This window comes from Nonomuraea sp. B12E4 (assembly GCF_039871825.1).
GTDB lineage: Bacteria > Actinomycetota > Actinomycetes > Streptosporangiales > Streptosporangiaceae > Nonomuraea.
Genome location: NZ_JBDPME010000004.1, coordinates 1 through 21,845 on the forward strand (window position 1 = coordinate 1; position 21,845 = coordinate 21,845).

49 protein-coding genes are annotated in these 21,845 nt (G+C 67.3%); 2 read left to right on the plus strand and 47 right to left on the minus strand.

Annotated features, from left to right (window positions below; genetic code table 11):
* Positions 1-41 precede the first annotated feature (41 nt).
* From ABGB18_RS11010 to ABGB18_RS11130, 25 genes are all read right to left on the minus strand, one after another.
* Entirely contained in the window at positions 42-194 is a 153-nt protein-coding gene (locus tag ABGB18_RS11010) for an HNH endonuclease (protein WP_347695328.1), read from the minus strand.
* 234 nt (positions 195-428) lie between these two features.
* Positions 429-638, minus strand: coding sequence for a hypothetical protein (locus ABGB18_RS11015; RefSeq protein WP_347695329.1), 210 nt, complete (start codon positions 636-638; stop codon positions 429-431).
* A gap of 306 nt (positions 639-944) precedes the next feature.
* Positions 945-1,127, minus strand: coding sequence for a hypothetical protein (locus ABGB18_RS11020; protein WP_347695330.1), 183 nt, complete (start codon positions 1,125-1,127; stop codon positions 945-947).
* Positions 1,128-1,156: 29 nt separating this feature from the next.
* Entirely contained in the window at positions 1,157-1,858 is a 702-nt protein-coding gene (locus ABGB18_RS11025) for a hypothetical protein (protein WP_347695331.1), read from the minus strand.
* Positions 1,859-2,336: 478 nt separating this feature from the next.
* On the minus strand, positions 2,337-2,519 hold the full coding sequence (locus ABGB18_RS11030) for a DUF6011 domain-containing protein (protein ID WP_347695332.1): 183 nt from the start codon (positions 2,517-2,519) through the stop codon (positions 2,337-2,339).
* A gap of 35 nt (positions 2,520-2,554) precedes the next feature.
* Positions 2,555-2,854 carry a hypothetical protein gene (locus ABGB18_RS11035; RefSeq protein WP_347695333.1) on the minus strand — a complete coding sequence of 100 codons (300 nt, stop codon included), beginning with the start codon at positions 2,852-2,854 and terminating at the stop codon, positions 2,555-2,557.
* Complete coding sequence (locus ABGB18_RS11040) at positions 2,851-3,411, minus strand: HAD domain-containing protein (RefSeq protein ID WP_347695334.1); 561 nt, start codon at positions 3,409-3,411, stop codon at positions 2,851-2,853. The genes ABGB18_RS11035 and ABGB18_RS11040 overlap by 4 nt, the downstream gene beginning before the upstream one ends.
* Entirely contained in the window at positions 3,404-3,802 is a 399-nt protein-coding gene (locus ABGB18_RS11045; RefSeq protein WP_347695335.1) for a hypothetical protein, read from the minus strand. Before ABGB18_RS11045 ends, ABGB18_RS11040 begins: the two co-directional genes overlap by 8 nt.
* Positions 3,795-4,091, minus strand: a complete 297-nt coding sequence (locus ABGB18_RS11050) for a hypothetical protein (protein ID WP_347695336.1) — start codon at positions 4,089-4,091, stop codon at positions 3,795-3,797. Before ABGB18_RS11050 ends, ABGB18_RS11045 begins: the two co-directional genes overlap by 8 nt.
* Positions 4,088-4,360, minus strand: coding sequence for a hypothetical protein (locus ABGB18_RS11055; protein ID WP_347695337.1), 273 nt, complete (start codon positions 4,358-4,360; stop codon positions 4,088-4,090). The genes ABGB18_RS11050 and ABGB18_RS11055 overlap by 4 nt, the downstream gene beginning before the upstream one ends.
* A complete protein-coding gene (locus tag ABGB18_RS11060; protein ID WP_347695338.1) occupies positions 4,347-4,778 on the minus strand; it encodes a hypothetical protein in 432 nt (143 codons plus the stop codon). The genes ABGB18_RS11055 and ABGB18_RS11060 overlap by 14 nt, the downstream gene beginning before the upstream one ends.
* Positions 4,775-5,056 (minus strand): hypothetical protein, encoded by a 282-nt coding sequence (locus ABGB18_RS11065; RefSeq protein WP_347695339.1) that lies wholly within the window; start codon positions 5,054-5,056, stop codon positions 4,775-4,777. The genes ABGB18_RS11060 and ABGB18_RS11065 overlap by 4 nt, the downstream gene beginning before the upstream one ends.
* Positions 5,049-5,288: a hypothetical protein gene (locus ABGB18_RS11070; RefSeq protein WP_347695340.1), complete on the minus strand. Its 240-nt coding sequence runs from the start codon at positions 5,286-5,288 to the stop codon at positions 5,049-5,051. The genes ABGB18_RS11065 and ABGB18_RS11070 overlap by 8 nt, the downstream gene beginning before the upstream one ends.
* A complete protein-coding gene (locus ABGB18_RS11075; RefSeq protein ID WP_347695341.1) occupies positions 5,281-5,562 on the minus strand; it encodes a hypothetical protein in 282 nt (93 codons plus the stop codon). The genes ABGB18_RS11070 and ABGB18_RS11075 overlap by 8 nt, the downstream gene beginning before the upstream one ends.
* Positions 5,555-5,887: a hypothetical protein gene (locus ABGB18_RS11080; protein WP_347695342.1), complete on the minus strand. Its 333-nt coding sequence runs from the start codon at positions 5,885-5,887 to the stop codon at positions 5,555-5,557. Before ABGB18_RS11080 ends, ABGB18_RS11075 begins: the two co-directional genes overlap by 8 nt.
* Positions 5,884-6,042 carry a hypothetical protein gene (locus tag ABGB18_RS11085; RefSeq protein ID WP_347695343.1) on the minus strand — a complete coding sequence of 53 codons (159 nt, stop codon included), beginning with the start codon at positions 6,040-6,042 and terminating at the stop codon, positions 5,884-5,886. The genes ABGB18_RS11080 and ABGB18_RS11085 overlap by 4 nt, the downstream gene beginning before the upstream one ends.
* Before the next feature lie 103 nt (positions 6,043-6,145).
* Complete coding sequence (locus ABGB18_RS11090; protein ID WP_347695344.1) at positions 6,146-6,598, minus strand: DUF6283 family protein; 453 nt, start codon at positions 6,596-6,598, stop codon at positions 6,146-6,148.
* Positions 6,591-6,962: a hypothetical protein gene (locus ABGB18_RS11095; RefSeq protein ID WP_347695345.1), complete on the minus strand. Its 372-nt coding sequence runs from the start codon at positions 6,960-6,962 to the stop codon at positions 6,591-6,593. The genes ABGB18_RS11090 and ABGB18_RS11095 overlap by 8 nt, the downstream gene beginning before the upstream one ends.
* A 3-nt stretch (positions 6,963-6,965) precedes the next feature.
* Positions 6,966-7,577: a hypothetical protein gene (locus tag ABGB18_RS11100; RefSeq protein WP_347695346.1), complete on the minus strand. Its 612-nt coding sequence runs from the start codon at positions 7,575-7,577 to the stop codon at positions 6,966-6,968.
* Positions 7,578-7,678: 101 nt separating this feature from the next.
* Positions 7,679-8,047 (minus strand): hypothetical protein, encoded by a 369-nt coding sequence (locus tag ABGB18_RS11105; protein WP_347695347.1) that lies wholly within the window; start codon positions 8,045-8,047, stop codon positions 7,679-7,681.
* Positions 8,044-8,340, minus strand: a complete 297-nt coding sequence (locus tag ABGB18_RS11110; RefSeq protein ID WP_347695348.1) for a hypothetical protein — start codon at positions 8,338-8,340, stop codon at positions 8,044-8,046. The genes ABGB18_RS11105 and ABGB18_RS11110 overlap by 4 nt, the downstream gene beginning before the upstream one ends.
* A 104-nt stretch (positions 8,341-8,444) precedes the next feature.
* Entirely contained in the window at positions 8,445-8,669 is a 225-nt protein-coding gene (locus ABGB18_RS11115) for a hypothetical protein (RefSeq protein WP_347695349.1), read from the minus strand.
* A 100-nt stretch (positions 8,670-8,769) separates the two neighbouring features.
* A complete protein-coding gene (locus ABGB18_RS11120; RefSeq protein ID WP_347695350.1) occupies positions 8,770-9,357 on the minus strand; it encodes a hypothetical protein in 588 nt (195 codons plus the stop codon).
* Between the two features lie 125 nt (positions 9,358-9,482).
* The gene (locus tag ABGB18_RS11125) at positions 9,483-9,770 is read right to left on the minus strand and encodes a hypothetical protein (protein WP_347695351.1); all 288 of its coding nucleotides are present in this window, start codon (positions 9,768-9,770) and stop codon (positions 9,483-9,485) included.
* A complete protein-coding gene (locus ABGB18_RS11130) occupies positions 9,767-10,339 on the minus strand; it encodes a hypothetical protein (RefSeq protein ID WP_347695352.1) in 573 nt (190 codons plus the stop codon). The genes ABGB18_RS11125 and ABGB18_RS11130 overlap by 4 nt, the downstream gene beginning before the upstream one ends.
* 118 nt (positions 10,340-10,457) lie before the next feature.
* Here ABGB18_RS11130 and ABGB18_RS11135 point away from each other — a divergent pair, with 118 nt between their 5' ends.
* A complete protein-coding gene (locus ABGB18_RS11135) occupies positions 10,458-10,706 on the plus strand; it encodes a hypothetical protein (protein ID WP_347695353.1) in 249 nt (82 codons plus the stop codon).
* 20 nt (positions 10,707-10,726) lie between these two features.
* On the opposite strand, the gene ABGB18_RS11140 is transcribed toward ABGB18_RS11135, so the two are convergent.
* From ABGB18_RS11140 to ABGB18_RS11220, 17 genes are all read right to left on the minus strand, one after another.
* The gene (locus ABGB18_RS11140; protein ID WP_347695354.1) at positions 10,727-10,903 is read right to left on the minus strand and encodes a hypothetical protein; all 177 of its coding nucleotides are present in this window, start codon (positions 10,901-10,903) and stop codon (positions 10,727-10,729) included.
* Positions 10,904-10,959: 56 nt separating this feature from the next.
* Positions 10,960-11,211 carry a hypothetical protein gene (locus tag ABGB18_RS11145; protein WP_347695355.1) on the minus strand — a complete coding sequence of 84 codons (252 nt, stop codon included), beginning with the start codon at positions 11,209-11,211 and terminating at the stop codon, positions 10,960-10,962.
* Positions 11,208-11,570 (minus strand): hypothetical protein, encoded by a 363-nt coding sequence (locus tag ABGB18_RS11150; protein ID WP_347695356.1) that lies wholly within the window; start codon positions 11,568-11,570, stop codon positions 11,208-11,210. Before ABGB18_RS11150 ends, ABGB18_RS11145 begins: the two co-directional genes overlap by 4 nt.
* A complete protein-coding gene (locus tag ABGB18_RS11155) occupies positions 11,567-11,911 on the minus strand; it encodes a hypothetical protein (RefSeq protein ID WP_347695357.1) in 345 nt (114 codons plus the stop codon). Before ABGB18_RS11155 ends, ABGB18_RS11150 begins: the two co-directional genes overlap by 4 nt.
* Before the next feature lie 118 nt (positions 11,912-12,029).
* The gene (locus tag ABGB18_RS11160; RefSeq protein WP_347695358.1) at positions 12,030-12,347 is read right to left on the minus strand and encodes a DUF397 domain-containing protein; all 318 of its coding nucleotides are present in this window, start codon (positions 12,345-12,347) and stop codon (positions 12,030-12,032) included.
* Positions 12,344-12,637: a hypothetical protein gene (locus ABGB18_RS11165; RefSeq protein WP_347695359.1), complete on the minus strand. Its 294-nt coding sequence runs from the start codon at positions 12,635-12,637 to the stop codon at positions 12,344-12,346. The genes ABGB18_RS11160 and ABGB18_RS11165 overlap by 4 nt, the downstream gene beginning before the upstream one ends.
* Positions 12,634-12,990 (minus strand): hypothetical protein, encoded by a 357-nt coding sequence (locus tag ABGB18_RS11170; protein ID WP_347695360.1) that lies wholly within the window; start codon positions 12,988-12,990, stop codon positions 12,634-12,636. Before ABGB18_RS11170 ends, ABGB18_RS11165 begins: the two co-directional genes overlap by 4 nt.
* On the minus strand, positions 12,983-13,378 hold the full coding sequence (locus tag ABGB18_RS11175) for a hypothetical protein (RefSeq protein WP_347695361.1): 396 nt from the start codon (positions 13,376-13,378) through the stop codon (positions 12,983-12,985). Before ABGB18_RS11175 ends, ABGB18_RS11170 begins: the two co-directional genes overlap by 8 nt.
* Positions 13,375-13,863, minus strand: a complete 489-nt coding sequence (locus ABGB18_RS11180) for a hypothetical protein (protein WP_347695362.1) — start codon at positions 13,861-13,863, stop codon at positions 13,375-13,377. The genes ABGB18_RS11175 and ABGB18_RS11180 overlap by 4 nt, the downstream gene beginning before the upstream one ends.
* A gap of 13 nt (positions 13,864-13,876) precedes the next feature.
* The gene (locus ABGB18_RS11185; protein ID WP_347695363.1) at positions 13,877-14,065 is read right to left on the minus strand and encodes a hypothetical protein; all 189 of its coding nucleotides are present in this window, start codon (positions 14,063-14,065) and stop codon (positions 13,877-13,879) included.
* A 57-nt stretch (positions 14,066-14,122) separates the two neighbouring features.
* Positions 14,123-14,701: a hypothetical protein gene (locus ABGB18_RS11190; RefSeq protein ID WP_347695364.1), complete on the minus strand. Its 579-nt coding sequence runs from the start codon at positions 14,699-14,701 to the stop codon at positions 14,123-14,125.
* On the minus strand, positions 14,698-14,871 hold the full coding sequence (locus tag ABGB18_RS11195; RefSeq protein ID WP_347695365.1) for a hypothetical protein: 174 nt from the start codon (positions 14,869-14,871) through the stop codon (positions 14,698-14,700). The genes ABGB18_RS11190 and ABGB18_RS11195 overlap by 4 nt, the downstream gene beginning before the upstream one ends.
* On the minus strand, positions 14,868-15,197 hold the full coding sequence (locus ABGB18_RS11200; protein ID WP_347695366.1) for a CHC2 zinc finger domain-containing protein: 330 nt from the start codon (positions 15,195-15,197) through the stop codon (positions 14,868-14,870). The genes ABGB18_RS11195 and ABGB18_RS11200 overlap by 4 nt, the downstream gene beginning before the upstream one ends.
* On the minus strand, positions 15,194-16,561 hold the full coding sequence (gene dnaB / locus ABGB18_RS11205) for a replicative DNA helicase (protein ID WP_347695367.1): 1,368 nt from the start codon (positions 16,559-16,561) through the stop codon (positions 15,194-15,196). The genes ABGB18_RS11200 and dnaB overlap by 4 nt, the downstream gene beginning before the upstream one ends.
* Entirely contained in the window at positions 16,558-17,139 is a 582-nt protein-coding gene (locus ABGB18_RS11210) for an ATP-binding protein (protein WP_347695368.1), read from the minus strand. The genes dnaB and ABGB18_RS11210 overlap by 4 nt, the downstream gene beginning before the upstream one ends.
* 2 nt (positions 17,140-17,141) lie before the next feature.
* Positions 17,142-18,227, minus strand: a complete 1,086-nt coding sequence (locus ABGB18_RS11215; RefSeq protein WP_347695369.1) for a hypothetical protein — start codon at positions 18,225-18,227, stop codon at positions 17,142-17,144.
* Entirely contained in the window at positions 18,227-18,760 is a 534-nt protein-coding gene (locus tag ABGB18_RS11220) for an HNH endonuclease signature motif containing protein (protein ID WP_347695370.1), read from the minus strand. The genes ABGB18_RS11215 and ABGB18_RS11220 overlap by 1 nt, the downstream gene beginning before the upstream one ends.
* Positions 18,761-18,990: 230 nt before the next feature.
* Between ABGB18_RS11220 and ABGB18_RS11225 the strand changes: the two genes are divergently transcribed.
* Entirely contained in the window at positions 18,991-19,212 is a 222-nt protein-coding gene (locus tag ABGB18_RS11225) for a hypothetical protein (RefSeq protein ID WP_347695371.1), read from the plus strand.
* A gap of 196 nt (positions 19,213-19,408) precedes the next feature.
* Here the strand turns inward: ABGB18_RS11225 and ABGB18_RS11230 are convergent, their stop codons facing one another.
* From ABGB18_RS11230 to ABGB18_RS11250, 5 genes are read right to left on the minus strand one after another with little or no spacing between them, the layout of a single operon-like run.
* Positions 19,409-19,876 (minus strand): WhiB family transcriptional regulator, encoded by a 468-nt coding sequence (locus ABGB18_RS11230; RefSeq protein WP_347695372.1) that lies wholly within the window; start codon positions 19,874-19,876, stop codon positions 19,409-19,411.
* A complete protein-coding gene (locus tag ABGB18_RS11235) occupies positions 19,873-20,118 on the minus strand; it encodes a WhiB family transcriptional regulator (protein WP_347695373.1) in 246 nt (81 codons plus the stop codon). Before ABGB18_RS11235 ends, ABGB18_RS11230 begins: the two co-directional genes overlap by 4 nt.
* Complete coding sequence (locus ABGB18_RS11240; protein WP_347695374.1) at positions 20,115-20,924, minus strand: WhiB family transcriptional regulator; 810 nt, start codon at positions 20,922-20,924, stop codon at positions 20,115-20,117. Before ABGB18_RS11240 ends, ABGB18_RS11235 begins: the two co-directional genes overlap by 4 nt.
* Positions 20,924-21,421: a WhiB family transcriptional regulator gene (locus ABGB18_RS11245; RefSeq protein WP_347695375.1), complete on the minus strand. Its 498-nt coding sequence runs from the start codon at positions 21,419-21,421 to the stop codon at positions 20,924-20,926. Before ABGB18_RS11245 ends, ABGB18_RS11240 begins: the two co-directional genes overlap by 1 nt.
* Positions 21,414-21,734: a winged helix-turn-helix domain-containing protein gene (locus tag ABGB18_RS11250; RefSeq protein ID WP_347695376.1), complete on the minus strand. Its 321-nt coding sequence runs from the start codon at positions 21,732-21,734 to the stop codon at positions 21,414-21,416. Before ABGB18_RS11250 ends, ABGB18_RS11245 begins: the two co-directional genes overlap by 8 nt.
* Between the last annotated feature and the right edge of the window lie 111 nt (positions 21,735-21,845).

Below are 21,845 nucleotides of genomic sequence, written 5' to 3' on the forward strand. Positions count from 1 at the left end.
GGGGTGGGGTGTGGGTAGGGGGGTGGGGGTCCCTGCCGGGCCTACCCCACGTACCCCACTGTTGCGCCCTTGCTGTAGTTGCAGGAGGCGTGCTCCGCCTGGTAGTTGGCCAGGTCGTTGGTTCCACCACGAACGCGCGGGATGATGTGGCCTGCGGTGAGCGGGTCATCGGGTGTGGGTGGCAGCTTGCACACGGCACACACGGTGGCATCAGCAAGGATCAGTTCGCGTGCTTGCTGGTGATCCCAGCCGAGTCCGCGTTCGGTGGTGGTTCCTCGCTGCTGGTCTCGCTGCTGCTGCCGTATCCCTGTGCACCCCGGGCAACGTGGCCCTGGCCCGGAATGCAGGTGCCGGCAGGTGAGGCACTCCCGCTTGGTCATGCTGCCCGCCCTGTTGATGGGCGCCCCTTCATGAGCGTCCCCCCGAAGTCAGGTGATGAGTCCGGTCTGTGCGAGTACCGCCAAGGTGAGGCCGAGACTGAGGAGGGTGAGCGGCCACGCCTTCTGTATGCCGGCGATGAGAGTGCCGGACAGGAGGCAGACGATGGCGAGGAGCAGCAGGACGTCCATGGTGGGTTTCCGTTCCTGCGAGGTGGGAGCCGGGCGGGTGGCAAGCTGGCGGCGTGCAGCGTCGACCATCCGCCCGGAGTGTTGGGGTGACGGCCCGACTTCCCGACCCCGGCGGACCCCTCACAGATCCTTTGAAGGGAGGCCGGGCCGTCACGGGGCTCCGCGCTCTACGGGGGCGTGAGCTGCGGAGCGGGGCGCGTCTCTCCCTAAGGGACGCGCGTTCTTGGGGTTTCTACCGGCGTCTGGAAACGCAAAAGCCCCGCTCGATGTCGGGGCCTTACTTTTCGGACATGCCGATAGCGCTCCTAGGATCGCGGACCCGGCCTCAGCTTGTCAATCTGGGCTGATTTGGGGCGTGTCACCTCGGCAAACGAGTTATCCACAGGCAAGATCGTCGATCTTGCCTTCCGCTTGTTCCATGGGATCGGCCAGCAACTCCCGCAACCGTGACCGCTGCTCCGGTGTGAGCCTGATCGTCAGCTGGCCGCGCGGCACGATGATGACGTCGCCGCCAGGGCAGGGCAGCACGTCGCAAGGGAGGACTGGGGGGATGGCCATGATCCCCCTATTATCCCAGTCCAGACGGTCTATGCGACGGCTTTGACCTTTGTTTCGGCTCGTTCGACGCGCTTGGCCAGCCAATCCCACTCCGACAGCGGCCAGACGGGTGCGCCCCGCCACCATGTCCCAACGTCCTTGCTCGGTGGTTCGCACAGGTTCTCACACACGATCGCGACCAGGTTGCCGGGCAACTCCCGCACCCGCCACGTCCTGGTGCCGCCCGCTGGGTTCTCCGGGGTGATGCCGCGGCACCAAGGGCATTCCACGTCGAGGCGCTGGCCGTCGAAGGTGAGCGCTAAAGCGTGCGCGACCTGTGTGACCATGCCGCGGGCGATCGGCGCCGCATAGTGGGTGAGCTCGTCGGTCATGTGCTTGGCGGCGAACTCCAGGTAGGGGCGGGCGTCCGCATCCCCGAGGCGCGGAGGGGCGAGCGTCGGGACGCCGGCGTGCTCGGCGACGGCTGCGGCGAGGTCGTCGGCCCGGACGAGGACGTCGAGCATCGTGTCGAGGATGCCGAGATCGAGCGGGGCGGGGTGCTCACCGGGGGCGACGCTGGACCGGTCGAGGCGTTCCTGCCAGGCTTGCCGGTCGCGTTCGTACTGCTGGTCGCTGGTGAGGTTGGGGTGCCGCCACGGCCTGGGCGTGCCCGGTAGGCGGGATTCGGTGAGGTCCTCCCAGTAGGCGGACACCCATTGCAGGTCTTCGACGACGAGCTGGACGTATGACACGTGGTCCTCCCCCGAGAAGTACGCTTGCGGGGAAGCCGTTGAGGGACGGTCGAGGGTGGATCCTGGGGGCGGCTCTCCATGTGCGGTGGAGGGCCGCTTTCGCGTTCTAGGACATTATGGACATCGGCACCAGCGGGCATATGCGCGGAGCGTCATAACGGCAGTTCGCCTGGCAACTTACGGTAGCGGATGCGCTGCCAGAGTGTGGCGGGCATCCAGACTGAGCGAAGGATCAGTCCGGCGTAATGCCGTGGGCAGCGCCCGTTCCATGTGCAGCGGTCACAGCCCGTCTCGATCCGCCATAGCACACGACACTCCAGGCAGCGCCAGAGGTCGCCCTGCTGCCCATCAGGAACGGTCTCGCGATGCTCAAGCACCGCTCCGCCTTCAACCGCCATGGATGGAATCCGATAAGCAACTTCCCGCCTGGGCCAGCCGCACCTGTGTGGCGCCTTCTGTGGTTGTCGAAGCACCCAGGTCACGTCTCCTCCATCAGGTCGGTCAGGTCGCCTTGTCCTTCGCAGTCTCCGCCGTCACGCCGGCTGAAGCGCGGCGACGACGGGACGACGATCCCGAGCTTGGCCGCGCAGTCCGGCCCGTACCCGCGCTCGCGGGATCTCGGGTCCCACAGATATCGTCCGCAGCCTCCGAGACACAGCATCGAAGGCAGGGGCGGGACCGGGAGGTCGAGGAGGTTCACGGCGCGGTCTCAGGCGGCAGGCTGGCGGCTTCTCGTTCGGCCTTGGCCCGCTTCTCGGCGGCCTCGTTGACGGGTGTCCCATTCCCGCGCGGGATACCAAGAGCCTCGCAGCACGCGGAGCAGCGAGGCATCGAGAAGCGGGACACCATGCCCGCGTAGGTGAGCGGCAGAGTTCTCCCGCACACGGTGGTGCGGACGTACGGTTCGCCGGCGTCGATCGCGGCATGGTGGTCTTCGACGGTGAGGGCGTCTCCTGGGACGGCGTGGAGGCGATGCCAGCCCTTGAAGGTGGTCAACCACCAGTGGAACCCGTTTTCCCGCGTCGGATAAGCGGTCGCCCGGCCTCCTGGGAGTCGTCGAGCGATGTCAGCCACGCTGCCGCCTGCTCGACGTGCAGAGCGCGAAGCCCTTTCCGCGGCCCAACGTCGATGATGCGGAACCGGTCCACGTTGTCGTGGGTCTTCAGGTAGATCCGGTCGGCGCGTTCGAGGTCGTCGTCGAACCACACGAACGGCCGCCGGTTGACGTAGGCGGCGACGGGCGGTGTTTTCGGGTGGACGCGTGGTGCGCCGGCCCCGGAGTTGACCGGGATCACCGGGAGTTCGGGCAGGCCGATCAGCGGGCCGATCTCCTGGTTGGCGGCCTCCGCCCATGTGGTGGCCCACACCAGTTCGGCGCCGGTCTCCTGGGCCAACTGGAGCAACATCGGGCCGTGCTCGGGGTTGAGCACCACCGGGTAGGTGACGCCATCGCAGGTGGCTTTGACGCTCAGCCAGTGCGGTCCCTGCTTGTGCCACGGGTTCAAGACGCCGTCCACGTCTAACAAGATCAAGGGGCGGAGGTCTTCAGTCATGGTCATCCTTCAGCTCGATCGAGATGATCGGCATGTCCGGGCGGATCATCCGGATCTCATCGAACGGGTCGATCCGAGTGTGGTCAGCAGGATCGAGACGTGCCACGGGGCGTGTCTCGCCGAACCGTGCCACCTGCTCGCTGAGCCACGCGAGCACGGCTTCTTTACCGTCGAGGTCCTCGGGGACCTGGACGTCGGCGAGGTCGGGGTGCTGCTGGAGCAGTGAACCCTTGCACGCTTCGCCCACGCGCGGGAGTTGGTGGGTGAACAGGTTGTCGCCTGTCATCCAGTTGAGGATTCGGTAGACGCCATCGATGTGCGAGGGCGAGACGAGCATGCCCGTGGTGATGGACAGGATGTCGCCAAGGTGGAAGTCGCGAGTCTCAGGCATCGGGGTTCCTCTCAAGTACGGCGGCGGGGCGGCGGCCTGCCGCTGCAATGGCGTCTGCATAAGGCTGGTCGAGTGCCTGAACCGCTTCGCTGAGCTGGTCGAACGGGATCAAGCTCTTGTGGTCGGGGCGGGTCCGGGAGCGCCACACCGCCCACGCATCGTGTACATCCTCCAAGGTCACTTGTTCGCCCTTGACGAGCGCGAGGAGGGTATACAGGTCCAGCAGGACAGGGTCCAAGTTCGGCTTGCGAACGTAGAGAGCGGTTCTGACCTGCTCCACGTAGCTCATTTGGTGGTCCTTTCGGGTAGGGCGGCACGGAGGCGGGCCACACGCTCTAGTTCATCGGCGGGCGGTGGCTCGCACATGTCGAGGTAGTTCTCCGCGATCTCGGCCACGTGGTAGAGGTCTTCAGCGGAGACGCTGACCAAGCCCGCCTGCGCGAGAGCGTCTATGGCGATCCTGGCGGCGTCCTCGGCCTCTCTGCCGGACATGGGGACACCCGCACACACGCGCATGTTCTCGCGGAGTGCCTTCTCGATCACCTCAGCGGGAATCACCGCTGCTCCCTTCGTAGCGGCGGACGGGGATGCCCACATGCTCAGCGAAAGCGGCGCAACCGCTCGCGCCTCGTGACCCTTCGACGATGTAGGCGACGCAGCCGACCGGTTGGACTCCCCTGCCGACCAGTAGCCCGGCCATGAACCCGTTCCGGTACGGTCCAGCGACAGCGCCGAGAAGCTCCCATGGGGCGGCGATCGGTTCGACGGTGACGGGGCATCCTTCGGCGATCCTCTGCGTTGCCCACGCCTGAGCGATGGCGTCGGAGACGAGCCGTCCGTCTCGCCGCTTGTAGTCTCCGTGCACCAGGTGGACGGATCCGTGGCGTTCCAGGACGCCGTCCAGGTGGCGGAAGCCTCGGGTCACGTCATCCACCTCGCGGGAGGCGGTGTAGAGCAGGTGGAACGGCTCGGTCACAGGTCTTCTCCGATCTGGCGGGCGACACGGGCAGCTCTCCGGATGCCGCCCTCCCACGTCACCTGCGTGTTGCCGGACGGCTTCTGGCGGAGGATCTCCTTGGCGATCTCCCGCGACACCTTGCGGCGTTCGTCGGCTCGGGCTTGGGCGGCGAGGACAGGAGCAGCCGCCTCCAAGATCTCGCGGACGTCCTCCTCGCTGACGTACTGCCACCGGATGGGATGTGCCGCTATCGGCGCCCACGCGGCTTGTACGACTTCCTCGGAAAGATCAGGCACGGTTGGCACCTCCCATCTGGGCGCATTCGCGGCACACGTCCCACACCCTGCCGGGCTCGCCGGCCACCGGCTCCAGCTCGTGGCGGTGGCGGTAAGCGAAGCAGACGCAGCAGGCGACCCGGCCATCGGTCAGTCTGCTCAGCGAAACCCACTCGGTCCCGTCCGCCAACGGGACGCGGAGGAAGTCCGCTGTACCCTGATCGGCGGCTTCTGCCGGGATGAGGTCAGCCATGGTCGATCTCCAATGCGGTGACACGGTCACGGATCTTGCGGAGCTTCGCCTCGAACCCGGCGCGCGGGTCATCAACTGTCGAGGCGACGGCGACCATCGCGGTCACGATCGTGTCGTTCAGCTCGTCGGCCAGCTCTTCGCGGGTGTGGGAGGCGCCCTTACGCGGGTTGCCCCACTTCGCTGAGGTGCGATCCACGATCACGCAGTTCTCGGGTCGCCTCCACCCGCGCTGCCGCTTCCTCTGGATGCGCTGGGGCTCTCGGGTCTCAGCCACGGCCGACCCCACCTTTCCCCCACAGGAAAGTGCACGAGCACTCGTGACGGTCGGTGGCATGCGACGAGCGAGCACACACGTGGATCTCGTCCGTGTCGGGGTCGGAGATCTCCGCCCTGCACAGGTCGGGCTCCGGCTCGTGGCGGAGCGGGTCCGGCTTGTCGAACACCGTCCAGCCCGCCTGCTCCAGGTCGGCGCTGCCGATCCACCGACCCTTGTCGTTGCCGAGCACCTGGGCGAACCACGGCTCGTTGCCCGGCATCCAGATCGCGAACTCCCGCTGGTCCGGGCTGAGCGCGAACTTCCAACTCTCTGGCGCTGTCACGCCTCCACCTCCGGTTCCTCGTAGTTGAGCGCCCTCACCCGGCACAGCAGCGACGCGACCGTGGCCACGGTGGGCGAGTCCCATCCCGACGCCCACACCACGATTCGCTCGTCCTCAGCGCCGAGCTCAACGCCGGCGAGCGCGTCGCGAAGCACCTGCTCGTGGACGGGCTGGTTCTTCTCTAGCAGTCCGGTACGGATCGCACCCCAAGGGGGCGGAGTGGATAGGGCCTAACGGGATGGAGATCTCAGCCATCGGTCAGTCCTCCTCAGAGCGCGGAAGGTACTCAACAGGGCGGTCCCCGCGGCACGGCGACAGGGCCGGGTCGTCCTCGTCCACGCCGTTGGCGACTGCCATCTCCCGGTAGTCGTCGTACAACGGAACGGTGGTGTGAACGCCGGCGTAACCGCGGACGCTCATCCGGACCGCGAGGTTGTCCGACGCTCCCCGCAGCAGGAAGCCAGCGCATGTTTTCGGGCGGTCGCTCCCGGAGGTGTGGCAGCCGAACTTCTCGGTGGCGAGGTCGTAGGTGGTGCGGGCGGAGTGGCGGAACACCTCCGCGGGGAACACGCCGGTCGGTGAGTCGCGCCGCCACGGGCAGGTGGGGCACGGGTGGGTCTGGTAGTCGCCTTTCCCGCCCATGAGGGTGGTGACGCCCCACTCTCCGTCGCCGCCGTCGTGGACTCCGACAACCCTGGGCTTGTCAGCCATCGGTGCTGCCTTCCTCGGCCTGGGAGGCGGCGATCAGTTCAGTGAGAGCGTCGTCCGTCACCACCGCAGCGGTCGCCGCCAGCCGGTAGCCGTTGGCGGTGTCGCGCAGTCGCTCCACCCGGATCCGGGCCCTCTTGCCGACTCGGTCGAACACGTTCGGGAAGACTGTCACGGCTCCTGCCTGCTCGCACCGCTTGTTGGCGTCGAGTTGGCGCTGCACCTCGTGCGAGTTGGTGAGGATCGTCACCACCACGTAGTCGCCTCTGATGGCGGCGATCTCGAAGGAGCGGCCTTCCTCGCGGATGCTGTTGCAGGCCCACACCTGGCCAACCTTGGCGGGCGGGGATTCGATCTTTCGCGGCATCGGTCAGTCCTCTTTCGGGGAGTCCGGGGAGGCGGAGAGCAGGGCCAGCAGCTTGTCGGCGTTGTCGAGGTCGATCACGAGCCCGGTCGGATCCCACTCGTTGTCCGCCCGCACGACAACCCCGAGTGAGGCGAACCTGGGGAGGACGCGAGCGACCCGCTGTGCCGCGTCCTGGCGCTGCCGCTCCTCGGCATCTCGCTGAGCCCTGGCTGCGTCACGCTCGGCTGCCTCATCGGCCTTGACGTCCTCGTACAGCCCCGCAACGTGGCCCAGCGTCGTGATGACGCCATAACTGATGCCGTCTCCAAGGTAGTTGGATGTGGCGGCCTCAAAGTCGGCGAGGGTCACGCTCGGCAAACTCCCGGGCTTGGTCGTCGTCCCTCCAAGGACGACCGGATACCCAACAGTGGGGCTGGAGTAGAAGCTCCCACGGCCGGGCTTGCTACCAGATCGGGCCTTGACGTAGGCGGGCGTGTCCGGTTTCCGGTGATGGCTGGTGGTGGCGTACAGGTGGTCCTTGTCGATCGGCGCGAGGAACACGACGGGCGTCACGCTGCCGTACTTGCCACGGCGGTAGCCGTAGACCACGCCGGGCTTGATGTCCTTGGCCTTCATCGGTGCCTTCCTTGGTCGTCTTGGGGTGTCTGGTCTTTGGTGCTCTCCTCCGCGCTCCGAACGCTGTCCCGGCCTGTATGCCGAGAGAAGAGAGCCGGGGGTCAGGACTTCTCGCCGTAGAGCTTCGCGATCTCCGCCTCGACGTCCACGACGCGCAGGTGCAGCTTCCGGTACCACCAGCCGAAGGCTCGGTTGGTCGGGATGCAGAAGTCCTGTATGACGTCCTCGTTGTCGTCGAGGATGTCGAGCACGGCGTAGCAGTCGCAGCCGCCGCACGTCGGCTTGACGTAACCGCAGGTGAGAGCCATGCGCAGCAGGTGATTGATCGCCCGCCATTTGTCGCCGGATGCTGCTTCGCTGACTGTGTAGGTGCGACCTACGCCGTCCGGCAGGCCACGGAAAGCGGTCACGGCTACGGCGTCAGGGTGAAGCGCTGGGAGGGCGGATTCCTGCGCGTGGGTGTCGCTCATGGGGAGCACTCCTCCGAGGAGTCCGGGACGTCCTGGACGAGCCGGTAGCCGGTCTTGGTGGGGCGGAACCGAGCCAGCGAGATGCGGGTAGTGCGGCCTCGCGTGTCCTGGAGATTGCTTCGCTCGCCCCGATCAATCCGCTCCTGCGTGTCGGTGGAGTTGGTGAGCACGGTGCAAACGGCTTTATCGCCGTCGATCGCTTCGACGCGGAGCGTGCGTCCTGCCACGCGCTCGTCGTTGTCCGCCCACACCTGCCCTGCTCTCACATCGGGCGGTGCCGCCTTCTTCGGCATCGCTGCCTCCTTGTCGTTGATGGGTCTTGGGGGTCTGGTCTTTTCGCCCTCTCCGCGCTCCGAACGCTGTCCCGGCCAGTACCGGGGAGGGAGGGCTGGGGGGGTCACGGCTGCGGCGGAGGACCGTCCAAGGTGGCCCTCTCAACAGCAGCCTCCAACTCAGCGATCAACTGTTGCGCCGCCGCGATGCTGACCGTGGCGCCAGTGCTCTGGAATCTGTTCAGGCGGACCTTGAACTCGATCGTGGGCTGGTCGGGCTCGCCCGCCATGGGGGCGCTCACCTGCGCGGCGGCGAGTTGGCCTGGCTCCAGGTAGAGGTCGCGGATCATCGTTGGCTCTCCGTTCAGGGTTGAGGGGGTCAGTTGTCTGCGAGGCGTCGGTCTGACCGAGCCAGGGCCCCGGGGATGGAGAACCCGGGGCCGGGGAATGTCAGGCGTCGTCGCTGACGCCTGCTGCGATCAGCGTCAACGAGGCAGGATCGACGTCCGCGTCATAGATCAACCTGGATGCGGAGGTCCAGCAAGGGACGCCGTCGCGCGTGGCGGCGCGGATCATCGTGTCGCCCGCCTCGGTACGCACCACGCACCCGGGCGTGAACTGGCTGAACGCCTCACGGCGTGCGTCGCGTAACTGCCGAGCTTCGGCCATCCGCGCATCGAACGCGGCCTGAGCCTGTGCCAGATCCCAGCCAACCGCGTTGACGTCCCACCCGAACGGGACATACTCGGAGACTTTGCTGGTCACCTGGTCGAGCGGAACCATCTCGCCGTTGCCGATACCGGGGAACTCCGTGTACTCGTCCACCGTCGCCGTGGGTTCGCTGGTCGGGTCGTACGTCAGGCGGGCGTGGATCATGTACAGAGTCCGGGGCTCGGGCAGAGACCGGATCACCTTGATCGGCTGGATCGAGTAGCCCTCATCCGACCACTGCCCTGCGATGTACCTGTCGGCAAGGTCCCGGGTCTCAGCGATCACCTGGACCTCGTCGTGCTTGTCCCATTGCATGACAGCGAACATCTCGTCGAAGGCGACGTATCGGGGATCAGTGGCCATATCGGCTCCTCGGGGGGTCTGGTCTTCGGGTGGTGGATCGTCAGGGAGAGGGGGTGGCCCGGAGGTATCTCCTCCGGGCCGGCAAAACGTCAGGCGATGCGGCGGAGCCACTCGGTCTGCGCGTCGGCGAGTTCCTTCGCGCACTCCTCGGTGACGTCCGTGTGGTCGCCGTTCCAGCAACTCGGCTCGCGAGTCCAGCCGTTGAGCCAGCCTCGGCTGGTGAAGGCGACGAAGTCGGCGGAGAGTGCCTCCTCGCGGGCCATGGCTCGCACCTCGCCCTTGTGGTGGTCCCAGGCAAGGACGTCTCCGCCCGGTTGGGCGAGGGCGTGGATGTGGTCGGTGGCGACGACCAGCGTCGCGGCGTCGAAGGGGATCATGCGCTGGCCCCGATCTGCGCGGACTGGGCGTGCTCCACCTCGTCGGCGAGCGTCTCGGCCGCCCACCCGGCGGACAGCAGCCGGTCAGCGGTCTCGGCCGCCTGCTCGCGCACGTCGTTCGTCCACTCGGGGGTGTCGCAGCCGTCAGCGAAGTCCACGATCACGTTGCAGGTGCCGGTCAGGGATTCAACCGCCTCCTTCAGGGAGATGGTGACGGCGGCGTAGTCGCAGTCCCAGTCCTCGGGCGGGGCGATCAGGCAGAGGCGGAGCAGGTCGGCGGACGCCTCCACCTGCTTGGCGATCTCGGTGGGGGTCGCGGATGCGGGCTCGGCCGGCTCGCTCTCGCTGCTCCACTCGCCGACGGTCACCGTGCGGGAGACGAGTTCGGCGTCCGGGGTGCGACCGGCGAACTTCTGCGCCTCACGCCGCTCCTCCACGAGCCGCTCCATCCACTCCCGGTCGGCCTCGTGTCCGGGGTATGTCTCGATCGTCACGTGGTATTTGCCGTGACGGGCGGCGGTCCCCTTGATGGCGTACTCGGTGCGGATCTCGGTGGCCATGAGCGTCATCACTTCTCCTCGTAGGCGAGTCTTCGTAACGCTATTTCGATCTCTGATTTCGAAATCTATTTACGACTATGGCCTACGCCGCTAGGTTTCGCAAGCGTCTTTCGGTACCATCTTTCGCATGAGCCCTACCGACCCGTTCGCCGCCGCCAGCAAGCGCTACCTGAAGCTGCAGGCCGCCGCAGACCAGGCCAAGACGGCGTTCTTCGACCTGTGCGCCGAGCATGTGAAGGCCGGGCTCGAAACGGCCGACACCATCGCGCCACGGTCGTTCCCAACCGCCGTCACCATTCGCAAAGAGCTACGAGCCCGGGGGGTGGAGCCGCTGCCGCGCGGCCCCAGAACACGCAAGACGCCTCCCCCGGAGTAGCCCGTCACCGAGACCCCGCCTCACGCCCGCCGGCGATCCAGGGCAGCCTCCGCCAGTTCCCGCGCGTCCTTCGATGTCAGATAAACGACGGTGGTGGAGCCTCGCCCTCCCACGCCTCCGTCGGTGCAGATGGTGACCCGCTCCAACGCATCGACGGGCGTCGGCTCGGTGGTGGTGGTCGTGGTGTTCTCGGTCATGGTGTTCTCTCCTTCTCGGGTTGGTGATGTTGGGGTGGAGGGGTTCGGGTTGCGGGTCACCGGGACCGCCCGGACCGCTTCAGCCGGCGAACCAAGTCCGCCAGCCCGACGACCAGGAACACGGCGACGATCGCCAGCACGTGGCCGTTCCCGGTCTCAAGCGCGTACCAGGCGAACCAGAATCCCGTCGCCGCGCTGACCATTACCAGCGCGGCGGCAAAGGCGACGAAGCCCCGAGTGAACGGCTGCGCTACCGGCTCGAACAGCCAGCGCCAGAAGCGGCGGATGCGGTCAGACAGGACGCTCACCGTGCCACCTCCGGCGTTGAAGGCAGCAGTTCGTACGCCGCGATCTTGCCGACCTGGCGGGCGTACTCGTTCTGCGCCCTGAGAACCTTCGCCTCCTCGATCGCGGACAGCGGCGGCCTTTCCACCACCAGGCCGCCCTCGACGACGAAGCAGTCCTCGCACAGGTAGCGCTCGTTCGGGGTGCGCCGCCAGCCTCCGACATCGGAACCGTAGGTCTCTCGGAGGGCCGCCCGCTTGAACGTCTCGGCGATCTCCGCCAGGCCGGACCAGTAGGCGGGCGTCTCGGTTTCGCCGTCCAGCCACGGGGTGTTGCAGCGGGAGCAGTGGAGGATCACGGAGACCACAGGTTCGACGATCACGACGCCACCCCTGCCTGCCGGGCTGCCTGACGCTTCGCGACTGCCTCCCCGGTGGCCCTTGCTGCGCGTGCCGCCATCCGCTCCTCCATGTGCCGCAGATCGTCGGCGGTGAACGTGTCCTGGTCGTTCTCCATGGCGGGAACCATCACCTCGGGCGGGAGCGAGCCTTCGCGCCAGCCGTGCGCCGCCTTTCGGCATATCTCGGCAGCCTCCTTCTCGGTGTAGCGGCCTGCCTGCCACAGGTCGCCCGTGTAGCCGCACCTGTTAGGCCTCCACCAGGCGCCGTGCTCGTTCGACCACACCAGGTAGACCTTCACGGGCGGCTCTTGGATGTCTCGCATCGTTCGATTCCTCTCTCGAAAGCGACTCATCGAGCCGCTGTTGTGATCCACTTTGGGTACTGACATTCGATCTTGGAGCGCTGAGAGCCCCCTCAGAAGCTCTCAGCGCGACCCGGAGCTATGCGGGGACCGGACCGGCCCCAAAGTCCGCGAGAACCGTCTCAGCGCCTCGCGTAGCGCCATCCCCGTCCGAGCCGTCCCCCGCCGAAACGACCGGAGCCCCCGTGAGCGGCAGATCGAACTCGCCTTCTCGGACTCCCGCTGTGAAGGCCGCCCATTCAGCCTTCGTGAATCGAAGCACCGGCCCGTCCTGGCTCTTCGAGTCCCGCACCAGCACGTTGCCGTCAGCGAGCTCTGTGATCTCGACGCACGCATCTGCGCCGTTGCAGAAGGAGCTCTTCCGCCAGGCTGCCGTCGTTGGGCGGTTGTGAATCATGGTCCGGTCCTCTCGATCGGTTGAGCGAACTTCTCCCACGCCGCCTCCCACGGGGACAGCCGACGCTTGGGGTCGTGGATCAGGTCGGACAGGGCTTCGATCACAGCCGCCTCGCCGGCCTTCACGTCGTCGTCCAGCGTGTCCTTGAACGACGTCTCCAGCAGCGGAGGCTCCACAACGGGCCGCACTTCCACCGGCTCCGGTGTCGGCTCCGACTCCTCCCGGACGTTGGCGGGGACCTTGGGCGCCGGCCAGAAGCGGCGGTAGAACGCCTCATCGAGGAAGCTCACGACACGCCCGCCTTCAGCGCTCGCGTGACTTCCAGAGCGCCGACGAAGCAGTAGCAGTCCTCGCCCACCGCCCCATCGCAGGTGCCGTGCAGGCGCCGGTGGCCGGCCTCGCGAACCTCGTGGTCCCACTGGCGGGCAGTCCGGTACAGCCAGCCTGCGAGCGCCTCAGCGACCTCCGGCGAGAACATCCCGGCCAGCAGACCGCCGGCGCCGCCGCACGCGTTGTCGATGCCCTGTGTGAAGCCGCCGCTCCAGTACGGCTCGTGCTCTTCACGGCGGAAGTCGGCCACCTTCTCGTGCAGCAGCGCCGACAGTGCCCGCATCTCGTCGGCGGGTGTCGTGGTCTCAGCCATGGACGGACACCTCCCGCGGTCTCGTGTCGGCGTACATCCGCCCAGGACGCTCGAACGGCTCCCGCGGGAACAGGCCCTCCTGCCCGGGAGGGTCAGGGATCGGAGTCGGCTCGCCAGGGCCCGGGTCGTCCTCGTCGCGGAAGTAGATGCACGAGTACCGGTCGTACAGCCCGTACGGGTTGCGCTCCATCCACGCGTTCGGCGTCTTGCCGAGCAGCGCGACCATGATGAGCGGGCAGCCCTTGTCCCATTCGTCACGCCTGGTCGGGGCGTCGTTCACGCACCGGTGGCAGTTGTTCTCCATCCAGCACTCGCCCTCGGTGCCGTTCGAGAACGGCGAACCCTCCTGGGCGGTCGCGTCGGCCTCTTCGAAGGTAGGCAGGCTCATCGGGCGAACACCTCGCCCCCGTGCTCAGAAGCGGCCTTGCACGGCCACCGCGTGGTGGTGCCCTCGTCCCAGCAGACGTTGCACACCCAGGACTTCGGCGTGCAGTCGCCCATCCAGTGCGGCGTGTGGAACCGGGCCGGGAGCTTCTCCCGCTCCTCCAGCGTCTCCGGCAGGTCCTCGTAGCACGGCGCGTCCGGCGCTTCGAGGAGGATCGCCTTCACCGGCTCCGAGTAGGCGCGGCGGTGAAGCTTCACCAGCTCCTTGATCGCGTCGGTGGTGGCGCGGTGGTCATGCTCGACCGGTTCGATGAGCACGCTCGCCTTCTCGTCGAGAGCCTGCTCTGCCACCCAGTCGAGGTCGTCGGCGCAGACCGTGGTTGGACGAAACCGGGCGTTCGGGTAGGTGAGGCGGGCGACGGCTGGCGTCTCCTCGTCGTGGTCCTCGTTTGCACACAGGACCGTCTGTGCGATCTTCGTGTCACTCATGATTCGTGATCTCCTACGGGATGGTCTCGGGCGGGACGTCAGGCGATTCGGCTTCGCTGACGAAGTTTTTGTCGGCGACCAGGAGGATCAGCGCCCAACGCCGCATCCCGATCAGCCGGTACCAGTGGGTTCGGTTCTCGTTGCGGCGGGCTGTGTTGGTGAGTTGCCAGCCCTGCCGTCTACGCAGGTCGATCTTCAGCACGCGCGGTCTCCTCCTTGTAGGTCGGTAAGGCAGGAAGAGCGGGGACGGGAAGGCGGGTCACCCGGACTCGCCATGCTCGAAACGGGCAGAACGAGCAGCGCGGTAGGCATCCGAAACGCCGCGGACAGTCGCGTCGTGCGCCGGCGTGAGCCACGCGCCCTCTTCGTACTGGTCGGGAGTCGCGCTGCTGGTCTCCGTCAGGCGTGCGAGGCGCCGTGTCGCGCGGAAAGCGCCGAGGCCCCACCAGTCGCCGAAGACCTCCGTTTCGCCAGGGCCGACCTCTTCCGGAGCGAGTCCGAGCCATCCCCAGTCGCCGTTGTCGCTCGGTTCGGGGACCGGCCCAAGTAGCAGCAGCCGCGGTTGATGCTCGCCTGTGGTGTTCCTGTCGGGCAGTTCGAGGGCTGCGTCGCGCATGAGCGTCTGGTCTAGGTCCTCCTCGCTGCCCTTGACCTCAACCCACGTTCCGCAGTCGGGGAGCAGGAAATCAGGCAGGTACGGTCGACCGTTGATGACGAACCCTTGTGGTTCGTACTCCCAGCGGACGCCCGCGTGGTCGAACAGCACGGCATAACGTGCCTCCAACCTGGAGCGGAAGCGGCACCCGCCATACCAGGTCTCGATCGGCTTGATACTCACGGCGTCTCCTCGTCGGGGAGTAAGGCCGCAGCGCGGGTGTCGAGGTCGGTCGTGAACCAGCCCGCCAGGTTGGTGACGAGCGCGTCCAAGTCACGCTGTTCAATCGCCTCTGGCATGCCGTCTTGCAGCGCTCGAGCGGCGCGCACCGCGGCCGGGTCGGGCGCGGTCATGAGATGGCCTTGAGAGTGATGCCGGCGCGCTGTGCGAGGTACTCGACCGCCGCGGCGAAGGAGAGCTTTCTGTCCTTCTCGACCAGCGTGATCACGTCGCCACCGGCGCTGCAGTGGGCGCAGTAGAACATGCCGCGGGCCGGGACCAGGCTCATGGAGAACGCGACGCGGGTCTCCGGGTCCAGCGAGTCGAGGCATGGGATGACGAACTCGCCCTCGCCGCGTAGCTCCAGCTTGTAGCCGAGGTCCTGGGCGACATGGGCGATGGGATTGAGGTCACGGACCTGGGCGATGTCCCGGTCGGAGTAGCGGAGTGGGGTGGTCATGCTGATCTCTCCAATGCTGATGTGGGGCTCCAGGGCTGAACGTGGTTGACGCAGCGTCCGTAGTGGCCCTGCCAGCCGAGCGTCACCGAGCCGGTGCGGCCCTGGCGCTGCTTGGCGACGATCACTTCGACGGTTCCTGCGTGCTTGGACTCAGGGTCGGCGGCGGCCTCACGGTGCAGCAGCAGGACCACGTCAGCGTCCTGCTCTACGGCGCCACTCTCACGCAGGTCGGACATCTGGGGCCGCTTGTCCTGCCGGTGCTCGGAGCCGCGGTTCAACTGGGCGAGCACCATCACGGGCACCTCGAACTCGCGGGCAATCAACTTCAGCCCGCGGGACAGCTCGGCCACCTGCTGCTGCCGGTTCTCGGCCTTGCCGCCGGCCATGAGCTGCAAGTAGTCGACGACCACGAGGCGGGCGGGAGCGGTGCGGGCCATGCCGCGCATCCGGGAGCGGATGTGGGACAAGCTGGCCTCGGGCGTGTCGTCGATCGCCAGGTGCCCTTCGGCGATCCGCGGTACTCCCTTGGCCATGCGGACGTAGTCGTCGTCGGACAGGTCCTTGGTCTGCATGCGGTGCAGGTCCACGCGGGACTCGGCGGCGATCAGCCGGTGCATGACCTCGGTGTGGGACATCTCGAGGCTGACGAACAGCGCCGGCATCCCCTGGCGCACGCCGACGTGGCGGGCGATGTCGAGTCCGATCGTGGTCTTGCCGATGCCCGGCCTCGCACCCACGACGATGAGCTGGCCAGGACGCAGCCCCGGCAGGATGTCGTCCAGGTCGGCGTACCCGGTCTTGATGCCGGCCTGCTCGACGCTCTTGTCCGCCAGTTCGTCCATGGTGGGGCCGACGAGTTCGGCCGCCGTCATCAGAGGCCGGTCGTTCACCTCGGACAGCGCGTCCTCGAGAATCTTGCGGGCGATGTCCGGGTCGGTTTCGTCGTCGTAGCCGGCATGGGACCCGAGCTGCTGGATCCGCTGGCCAGCCTCGAACAGGGCGCGACGGTTCGAGTCGGCCTTGACCAGCCGCGCGTGGTACGGGACCGCGGGGCCGACGCAGGCGTGTTCGATCAGCGTGGCCAGCGCGGGACCGGCGTTGGCGCCGATCCGTGCCAGATCGCCCGACGCTGCGATGGCGTTGAGGACGGCTGCGGGGTCGACCGGCTTTCCGCTCTCCGCCAGTTCCACCGCAGCGCCGAACACCACACGGTGCGCGGGGATGTGGAAATCCTGTGGACGAACGACGTCGGCGGCGGCCTCAACGTTGACGCGGTTCTGAATCGCTGCGCCCACGACGGCCTGCTCCGCGGCGATGACCGCCTGGCTCGGCGCCCACCCGTCGACCTGAGTCTCTGTGGTCACTGGCCCTCCCGGCGGCGGTCCGGGCCGTCCAGGACAACCACGGCGACGTCCGCGGCGAGACGGGAGGCGATGCGCTCGCCGAGCATGCCGCGCAGGTCCGGCACGTTCGACGTGATCACGGTTGGGAGACGGTGATTCCACCGGTAGTCGATCACCCCGTACAGGTGCTCGAGCTCCCACGCGCCGAGCCGCATCGCACCTGGGTCGTCGAGGATCAGCAGGTCGGAACGCGCCGCGTCGCGCACGTCCACCTCGTTGACGGGCGGCGTGGTCAACTGGCGCCACTCGTAGGCTCCGTACAGGACGGGCGCGCCGAGCCAGCCGGCCTCGAGCGCGACTGTGGCGGCCTGCCAGCACGACCAGGTTTTGCCCGTGCCTACCGGGCCGACCAGCAGCAGGTTCGCCGCGGACTTGTCGTGGACCAGGCCCGTCACCCACGCGGCGACCTCCACGTGGAGTTCGCCTTTGGCGCGCATCGAGGCGGGGATGCGCTTGCGCCACTCCGCCACGCGGAAGGCTCGCTCCTGCTCAAGCCACTCGGCGTGCAGTTCGGCGTCGTCGTCGTACGGTTCAGCCATACCTAGATCACCTTCGTCGGGTCGATGGGGGCAGTGCTGGGCTTCAGGTGGGGATCCGAGCCAGGGGCGTACTTGTCGTTGGCTGCGGAGGTCCCCATCCAAAGCAGTTCACGTGCTAGGTCGGAGTAGCCCTTGCGTCCCGCCCGCGTTGCCGCCTCCACGAGTCGGGCCGGATCTTTTCGTTCTCCGAGGAGTTCGCGAGCTTGACGGCCGACCTGAGCGATGAGGCTCCCGGCTGGCCGATCACCCGACACAGCGACGACGGCATCGATCCAAGCGCCGACGACATCTCCGGCGTTGATCGGTCGCTGCTCGCTTGTCGCCGGCGCGACTGCGCCCGCCGTAGGCGGAACCTTTGCTTCGTCAGAAGCAAAGAGGGTTTCGGGTGGTACTTCTCCGTAAGGAGAAGTACCGGGTACGGGGCTCACGCTCTTGCTTGAGCCCTTGCTGGTTTTGCTCACGCCATTTGCTTGACTTGCTCGCGCAGTTTGCTGCGTTTCCGCAGGTCGATTTTCGGCAGGAGCGACCTGCTCCCCTGCCGTAGGCTCGGCGGCTGCCGTAGCAGTGCCCTGCTGACTGCCATCGGCCTCGTTTGCTTCACTTGCTGGGCTTGCTTGCCGTTTTGCTTCGCTTTGCTTGGTTTTGCTTTCGTCTGTCCGATTACGGTTGGCGGCGGAAGCAAGACCTCCCCTTCTGCCCGCCGCCCGGCGCTTCTCCGACAGGTCTGATGGCGTACCGGCCGTCTGTCGCTCCCGAGCCGGAGCCCGGTACTGCTGGGCGTTGTGAATGACGAAGCCGTCCAACTCCGCTGGCAGGCCGGCGTACTCCTCCGCGCAGGCTCCACAGTCGTTGACGCGCTCATGCCAGAGCCCGAACTGGACCAACACCTCGGCCCACTCGGCGCCCTGGCCCCGGTCGCACACCAGGACGCCAGGCTGATGCCTCGGGATGAAACCCGTGTGCTTCTGACCATTCGTCCAGGTGTTGGCCAGGACGTGCAGCGCCAACGCCGCGGTCTTGTCGGCAGCGATGACCGCCGTCACCTTGGCGTTGACGTGGAACTGATCGTCGTAGCGGACCCAAGCCATCAGACCCGGGCCCCCTTGCTGCTGTTGCAGGGGCCGCAGAGGGTCTGAAGGTTGTCAAAGGTGTCAGGCCCTCCCTGGGACCAGGGGATGACGTGGTCAAGAGACAAGCTGGCCGTCGTTCCGCAGCGAAGGCAGCGATGCCCGTCGCGCCGATACACGGCACGGCGCAGGGCCGCGGGAATGTGGTCTCGGTCAGCGAACCGACGAAATCGGCGGCGATCGAGGATCGAGACGATGGGGATGGGCTTGCCCGAATAGCAGCAGCGCCCAAGCGGCCCCACGCTGATCTCGCCTGCCGCGACAAGTTCGTCCCGCCAGATCGACACCTGTGCAATGGGAGTTTCCTCCCACCAGAACAGACGGCGCAGCAGCGAGGGGCGGGCGTAGTAACGACCGCGGGGGTCGCCGTACATCACCAGAGCCCGAAGCATGCCCTGGGCGTCAACGACCTGCGGGCCCTCGTCCGGTAGGTCCATGAGTGCGAGGCGGGCAACAAGCTCATACCCGGTCTCGACGATCGAACTGTGCGCCACGTGCGCGCTCTCCCTTGGGTGCTTGGTGCTGCTCGGACTGGCCTACGGGAGCAGGGCCGGTCTTCGAGGTCGGTCCACTTCAGTCCCCCTGATCACTCAGTTGTTCGGATTCCATAATACGCACTCAGTACGGGTTAAGAGAGCTTGTTATGGAGACACGCAGAAGATGCGTGTTTTATCATCAAGTTGTGGTAACGCCTACATGAGACGCTGAAGGAGTGGAGCCCGAGATGACCGCTGAACTGGTAGAAGCTGCGACCGCCTACAACGAGGCGCCCAAGCGGCTGCGCGAAGCGATCGTCAAGGCCGCTGAGACGGAGAACGCGACCGCCATCGAGATCGCCAAGGCGATCAACTTCACGTACTCCGTGGACTACGTGGCGAAGATCGTGCGCGAGGCCGGCGTCTCGCGTCCCCGCGGTCGCCGCCCGCGGTCGCAGCCCGACTCCTGACCTCGCGCCGGCCCGCCTCACCGCTTCCTCCGCCCCGGACGGTGGCCCACGTGGAAGCCGCCGCAGTGATCACACGGGTAGGTGTTGAGCCACTCCCCGGACGCGCCTTCTGTGATGAGTCGAGCCCGGTGGGCGGAGGCCGCTTCGGACGTGGCGTGGCGGATCTTTCCTCCACACTTCCGGTTCTTGGTCTGCGTCACGACGCCTCCCCCGCCCGCTCGCGGAAGCACGGCTTGCACCAGACCGCCAGCCCGTCAGCGTTGCCGGCGTTGCTGTAGAAGTCGGTCTTGAGCCGGTCTGTGCGGCAGCGCGGGCAGCGCTTCGTGTCGCCGGCCGATCGCGGGGCTTCTCGTGGGGCTTCTCGTGGGGCCTTCGTCCGGGCGGGTTCGCGCCGGACGTTGGGGAGGTCGCCGATCTGGACCGGAACCGCCTGGATGCCGTAAGCGGCGCGGTAGGCGTTCCGCTGGGCGTAGGTGGTGGCAGCCCAGATGCCGCGCACGTCGTACAGGTGGGCGTAGCGCAGGCACGCCTCCCGCACCGGGCAGGACGTGCACGTGGCGACCACCTCAGCGGGCACCGTACGGCGCGGGAACCACAGCTCGGGGTCCTTGCCTGAGCAGGCCGGGTCGACGTCGAGGTGTGCGGGATGTGTCGCCGTCTTCACGACGCCTCCCGAGCGATACGGGCGCGCTGCTGGCGATCCCACCGGCGGACCCGGTCACGTTCAGCACCGGACATGCCCGCCTGGTAGCCAATCCCTGAGACGCGCAGGGCATCGAACGTGCACGGGACGATGACCGGGCAGGACGCGCATGCCTGCTTCGCCTCGCGACGTGCAGGACCATCCGAGAAGAACACGTCAGGGTCCATCGGCAGGCAGGCGCCGCGGGTGCGCCAGCCGGTCACGACGCCACCGCCTGACGGGCCTTACGACGCTCGCGGGCAGCCTCGTTGACGCACCTCCTGCAGTGCTTGTACAGGCCGTCCTTGGCGTGCTTGTCCTTGCCGAACTCGGCGACGAGCTTGACGGTGTCGCACCCGCCGCAGCGCTTCAGGACACTCGCCTGGTCGAGGAGTCCCCTACGTTGGAGCCTGCGTCGTTCCGCGGCTCGCTCGGCTTCGTTGAGTCCTCCCCAGAAACCCTCTTTCTCCGGCTTGGACAGGGCGTAGGAGAGGCATTCAGTCTGGACGGGACACCAAGAGCACAGTTCTTGGGCGAGGTCTTCCCTCATCTCCCTTTCGGGGAGGCGTTCCCCGTCGGGGGCGAAGAACAACGGCCCGTCGTCCTTGCAGACGGCGTCGTCCTGCCACTTCCAGTTGATCCGCGGTGCCGGCGCGGGCTCCACTTCACGCTCGTCGGCGACGGGTGCGGGTGGAGCGAGTGCCTCCCGGAACGCGGCCTCGACGGCGACCTGGTCGGCGCGGGCTTCCCCCACGCACACGGCCAGCCACGCGGTGTCGCTGGTGTCTTCCGGCCATGGCGTCAGCGGTCCCCCTTCCGGCAGTCCCAGGGCGTCAACAAGGAACTCCCACCCGTCCGGGCGCCAGCGGCGTAGCCGGCGGGAGCCGCGGCCCTGAAACACCGGGTCAAGCTCTTCCTCTGTGAAGCCGACGATGCCGCGAGGGTCAGGAAGCGGTGAAGGCCACCTCCTTCGGAGGGCGTTCTCCTCGTCGGTGCGGCTCGCCGCTTCGATCATCGATTCTGTTGCCATCACGCCACCGCCTGCCTGGCGTCACGCTGGCGGGCCCGCAGATCGCGGCCGGCCTTGTTCGCGCACCCCTTGCAGGTGCGGTTCAGCCCGTCAGGCTGCATGCGATCCTTCGGGAAGTCCGCGGCCGGCTTCGTCTCCTCGCAGCCGCGGCACAACTTCTCGGCGGGTGGCGACACCCGGCCTTCTGTCAGGCGACGCTCGACGGCGGTGTTCTTCAGCCAGGTGCGCCGCTTACCGACACGCTCCTGCTCGCCGAAACCGCCCCAGACGCCGTTGTCGAGCTTCTGGACGAACGCCGTCTCGGCGCAGCGCCGGCGCACAGGGCACCGGTCGCAGATTGCTTTGGCCTTCCGCTCGCGGGCGTCACGTTCGGGCTGCCGCTCCCCATCGGGGCCGAAGAAGAGCAGGAGGTTCTCACCCCGGCACGCGGCATCATCCTGCCAACCCCAACTGGGGCGACCTGCGGCCTGCGGTCGTGCGGTCGCGTTCTTACCCACGGTGCTTCTCCTCGCCCAGGTAGATGTCTTCTGCAAGGTCGGCCGTGAAGCGGAGCCCGACTCCGGGGACCGTCTGGACGTAGGCCGGGTCTCCCAACTGGGAGCGCACGCGGACGGCGTTGATCTGGACGCATTTCTTGCTCGCCGGTCGGCCTGTTGAGATGGCGGCGGCCAGGGATCGCCAGGTGAGCAGCGTGCCCGGCTGGGCTGTCAGCGCGACGAGCAGACGCCACTCCGGGGGGCGCAGTTTCAGCAGCCGTTCTCCCGCCCACGCCTTGCGGGCGTAAGGGTCTACGCGGACAAGATCAGGCATTGGTCTCCTCCGTCTCGTCTCTGGTGGGGTCTCCGTCTGGTGCTGTCCGGGAGCCGTCGGTGATGTCCGCGGCACGAGCGAGTTGTGCGTCGGCCTTCACGTAGGCGCGGA

Coding starts and splice junctions, on each gene's coding strand:
- ABGB18_RS11015 (WP_347695329.1), bottom strand. CDS start 638: ATGGTCGACGCTGCACGCCGCCAGCTTGCCACCCGCCCGGCTCCCACC.
- ABGB18_RS11020 (WP_347695330.1), bottom strand. CDS start 1,127: ATGGCCATCCCCCCAGTCCTCCCTTGCGACGTGCTGCCCTGCCCTGGC.
- ABGB18_RS11030 (WP_347695332.1), bottom strand. CDS start 2,519: ATGCTGTGTCTCGGAGGCTGCGGACGATATCTGTGGGACCCGAGATCC.
- ABGB18_RS11040 (WP_347695334.1), bottom strand. CDS start 3,411: ATGACTGAAGACCTCCGCCCCTTGATCTTGTTAGACGTGGACGGCGTC.
- ABGB18_RS11045 (WP_347695335.1), bottom strand. CDS start 3,802: ATGCCTGAGACTCGCGACTTCCACCTTGGCGACATCCTGTCCATCACC.
- ABGB18_RS11050 (WP_347695336.1), bottom strand. CDS start 4,091: ATGAGCTACGTGGAGCAGGTCAGAACCGCTCTCTACGTTCGCAAGCCG.
- ABGB18_RS11070 (WP_347695340.1), bottom strand. CDS start 5,288: ATGGCTGACCTCATCCCGGCAGAAGCCGCCGATCAGGGTACAGCGGAC.
- ABGB18_RS11090 (WP_347695344.1), bottom strand. CDS start 6,598: ATGGCTGACAAGCCCAGGGTTGTCGGAGTCCACGACGGCGGCGACGGA.
- ABGB18_RS11095 (WP_347695345.1), bottom strand. CDS start 6,962: ATGCCGCGAAAGATCGAATCCCCGCCCGCCAAGGTTGGCCAGGTGTGG.
- ABGB18_RS11100 (WP_347695346.1), bottom strand. CDS start 7,577: ATGAAGGCCAAGGACATCAAGCCCGGCGTGGTCTACGGCTACCGCCGT.
- ABGB18_RS11105 (WP_347695347.1), bottom strand. CDS start 8,047: ATGAGCGACACCCACGCGCAGGAATCCGCCCTCCCAGCGCTTCACCCT.
- ABGB18_RS11110 (WP_347695348.1), bottom strand. CDS start 8,340: ATGCCGAAGAAGGCGGCACCGCCCGATGTGAGAGCAGGGCAGGTGTGG.
- ABGB18_RS11115 (WP_347695349.1), bottom strand. CDS start 8,669: ATGATCCGCGACCTCTACCTGGAGCCAGGCCAACTCGCCGCCGCGCAG.
- ABGB18_RS11120 (WP_347695350.1), bottom strand. CDS start 9,357: ATGTTCGCTGTCATGCAATGGGACAAGCACGACGAGGTCCAGGTGATC.
- ABGB18_RS11125 (WP_347695351.1), bottom strand. CDS start 9,770: ATGATCCCCTTCGACGCCGCGACGCTGGTCGTCGCCACCGACCACATC.
- ABGB18_RS11130 (WP_347695352.1), bottom strand. CDS start 10,339: ATGACGCTCATGGCCACCGAGATCCGCACCGAGTACGCCATCAAGGGG.
- ABGB18_RS11135 (WP_347695353.1), top strand. CDS start 10,458: ATGAGCCCTACCGACCCGTTCGCCGCCGCCAGCAAGCGCTACCTGAAG.
- ABGB18_RS11140 (WP_347695354.1), bottom strand. CDS start 10,903: ATGACCGAGAACACCACGACCACCACCACCGAGCCGACGCCCGTCGAT.
- ABGB18_RS11155 (WP_347695357.1), bottom strand. CDS start 11,911: ATGCGAGACATCCAAGAGCCGCCCGTGAAGGTCTACCTGGTGTGGTCG.
- ABGB18_RS11160 (WP_347695358.1), bottom strand. CDS start 12,347: ATGATTCACAACCGCCCAACGACGGCAGCCTGGCGGAAGAGCTCCTTC.
- ABGB18_RS11170 (WP_347695360.1), bottom strand. CDS start 12,990: ATGGCTGAGACCACGACACCCGCCGACGAGATGCGGGCACTGTCGGCG.
- ABGB18_RS11175 (WP_347695361.1), bottom strand. CDS start 13,378: ATGAGCCTGCCTACCTTCGAAGAGGCCGACGCGACCGCCCAGGAGGGT.
- ABGB18_RS11180 (WP_347695362.1), bottom strand. CDS start 13,863: ATGAGTGACACGAAGATCGCACAGACGGTCCTGTGTGCAAACGAGGAC.
- ABGB18_RS11195 (WP_347695365.1), bottom strand. CDS start 14,871: ATGACCGCGCCCGACCCGGCCGCGGTGCGCGCCGCTCGAGCGCTGCAA.
- ABGB18_RS11200 (WP_347695366.1), bottom strand. CDS start 15,197: ATGACCACCCCACTCCGCTACTCCGACCGGGACATCGCCCAGGTCCGT.
- ABGB18_RS11210 (WP_347695368.1), bottom strand. CDS start 17,139: ATGGCTGAACCGTACGACGACGACGCCGAACTGCACGCCGAGTGGCTT.
- ABGB18_RS11215 (WP_347695369.1), bottom strand. CDS start 18,227: ATGGCTTGGGTCCGCTACGACGATCAGTTCCACGTCAACGCCAAGGTG.
- ABGB18_RS11225 (WP_347695371.1), top strand. CDS start 18,991: ATGACCGCTGAACTGGTAGAAGCTGCGACCGCCTACAACGAGGCGCCC.
- ABGB18_RS11240 (WP_347695374.1), bottom strand. CDS start 20,924: ATGGCAACAGAATCGATGATCGAAGCGGCGAGCCGCACCGACGAGGAG.
- ABGB18_RS11250 (WP_347695376.1), bottom strand. CDS start 21,734: ATGCCTGATCTTGTCCGCGTAGACCCTTACGCCCGCAAGGCGTGGGCG.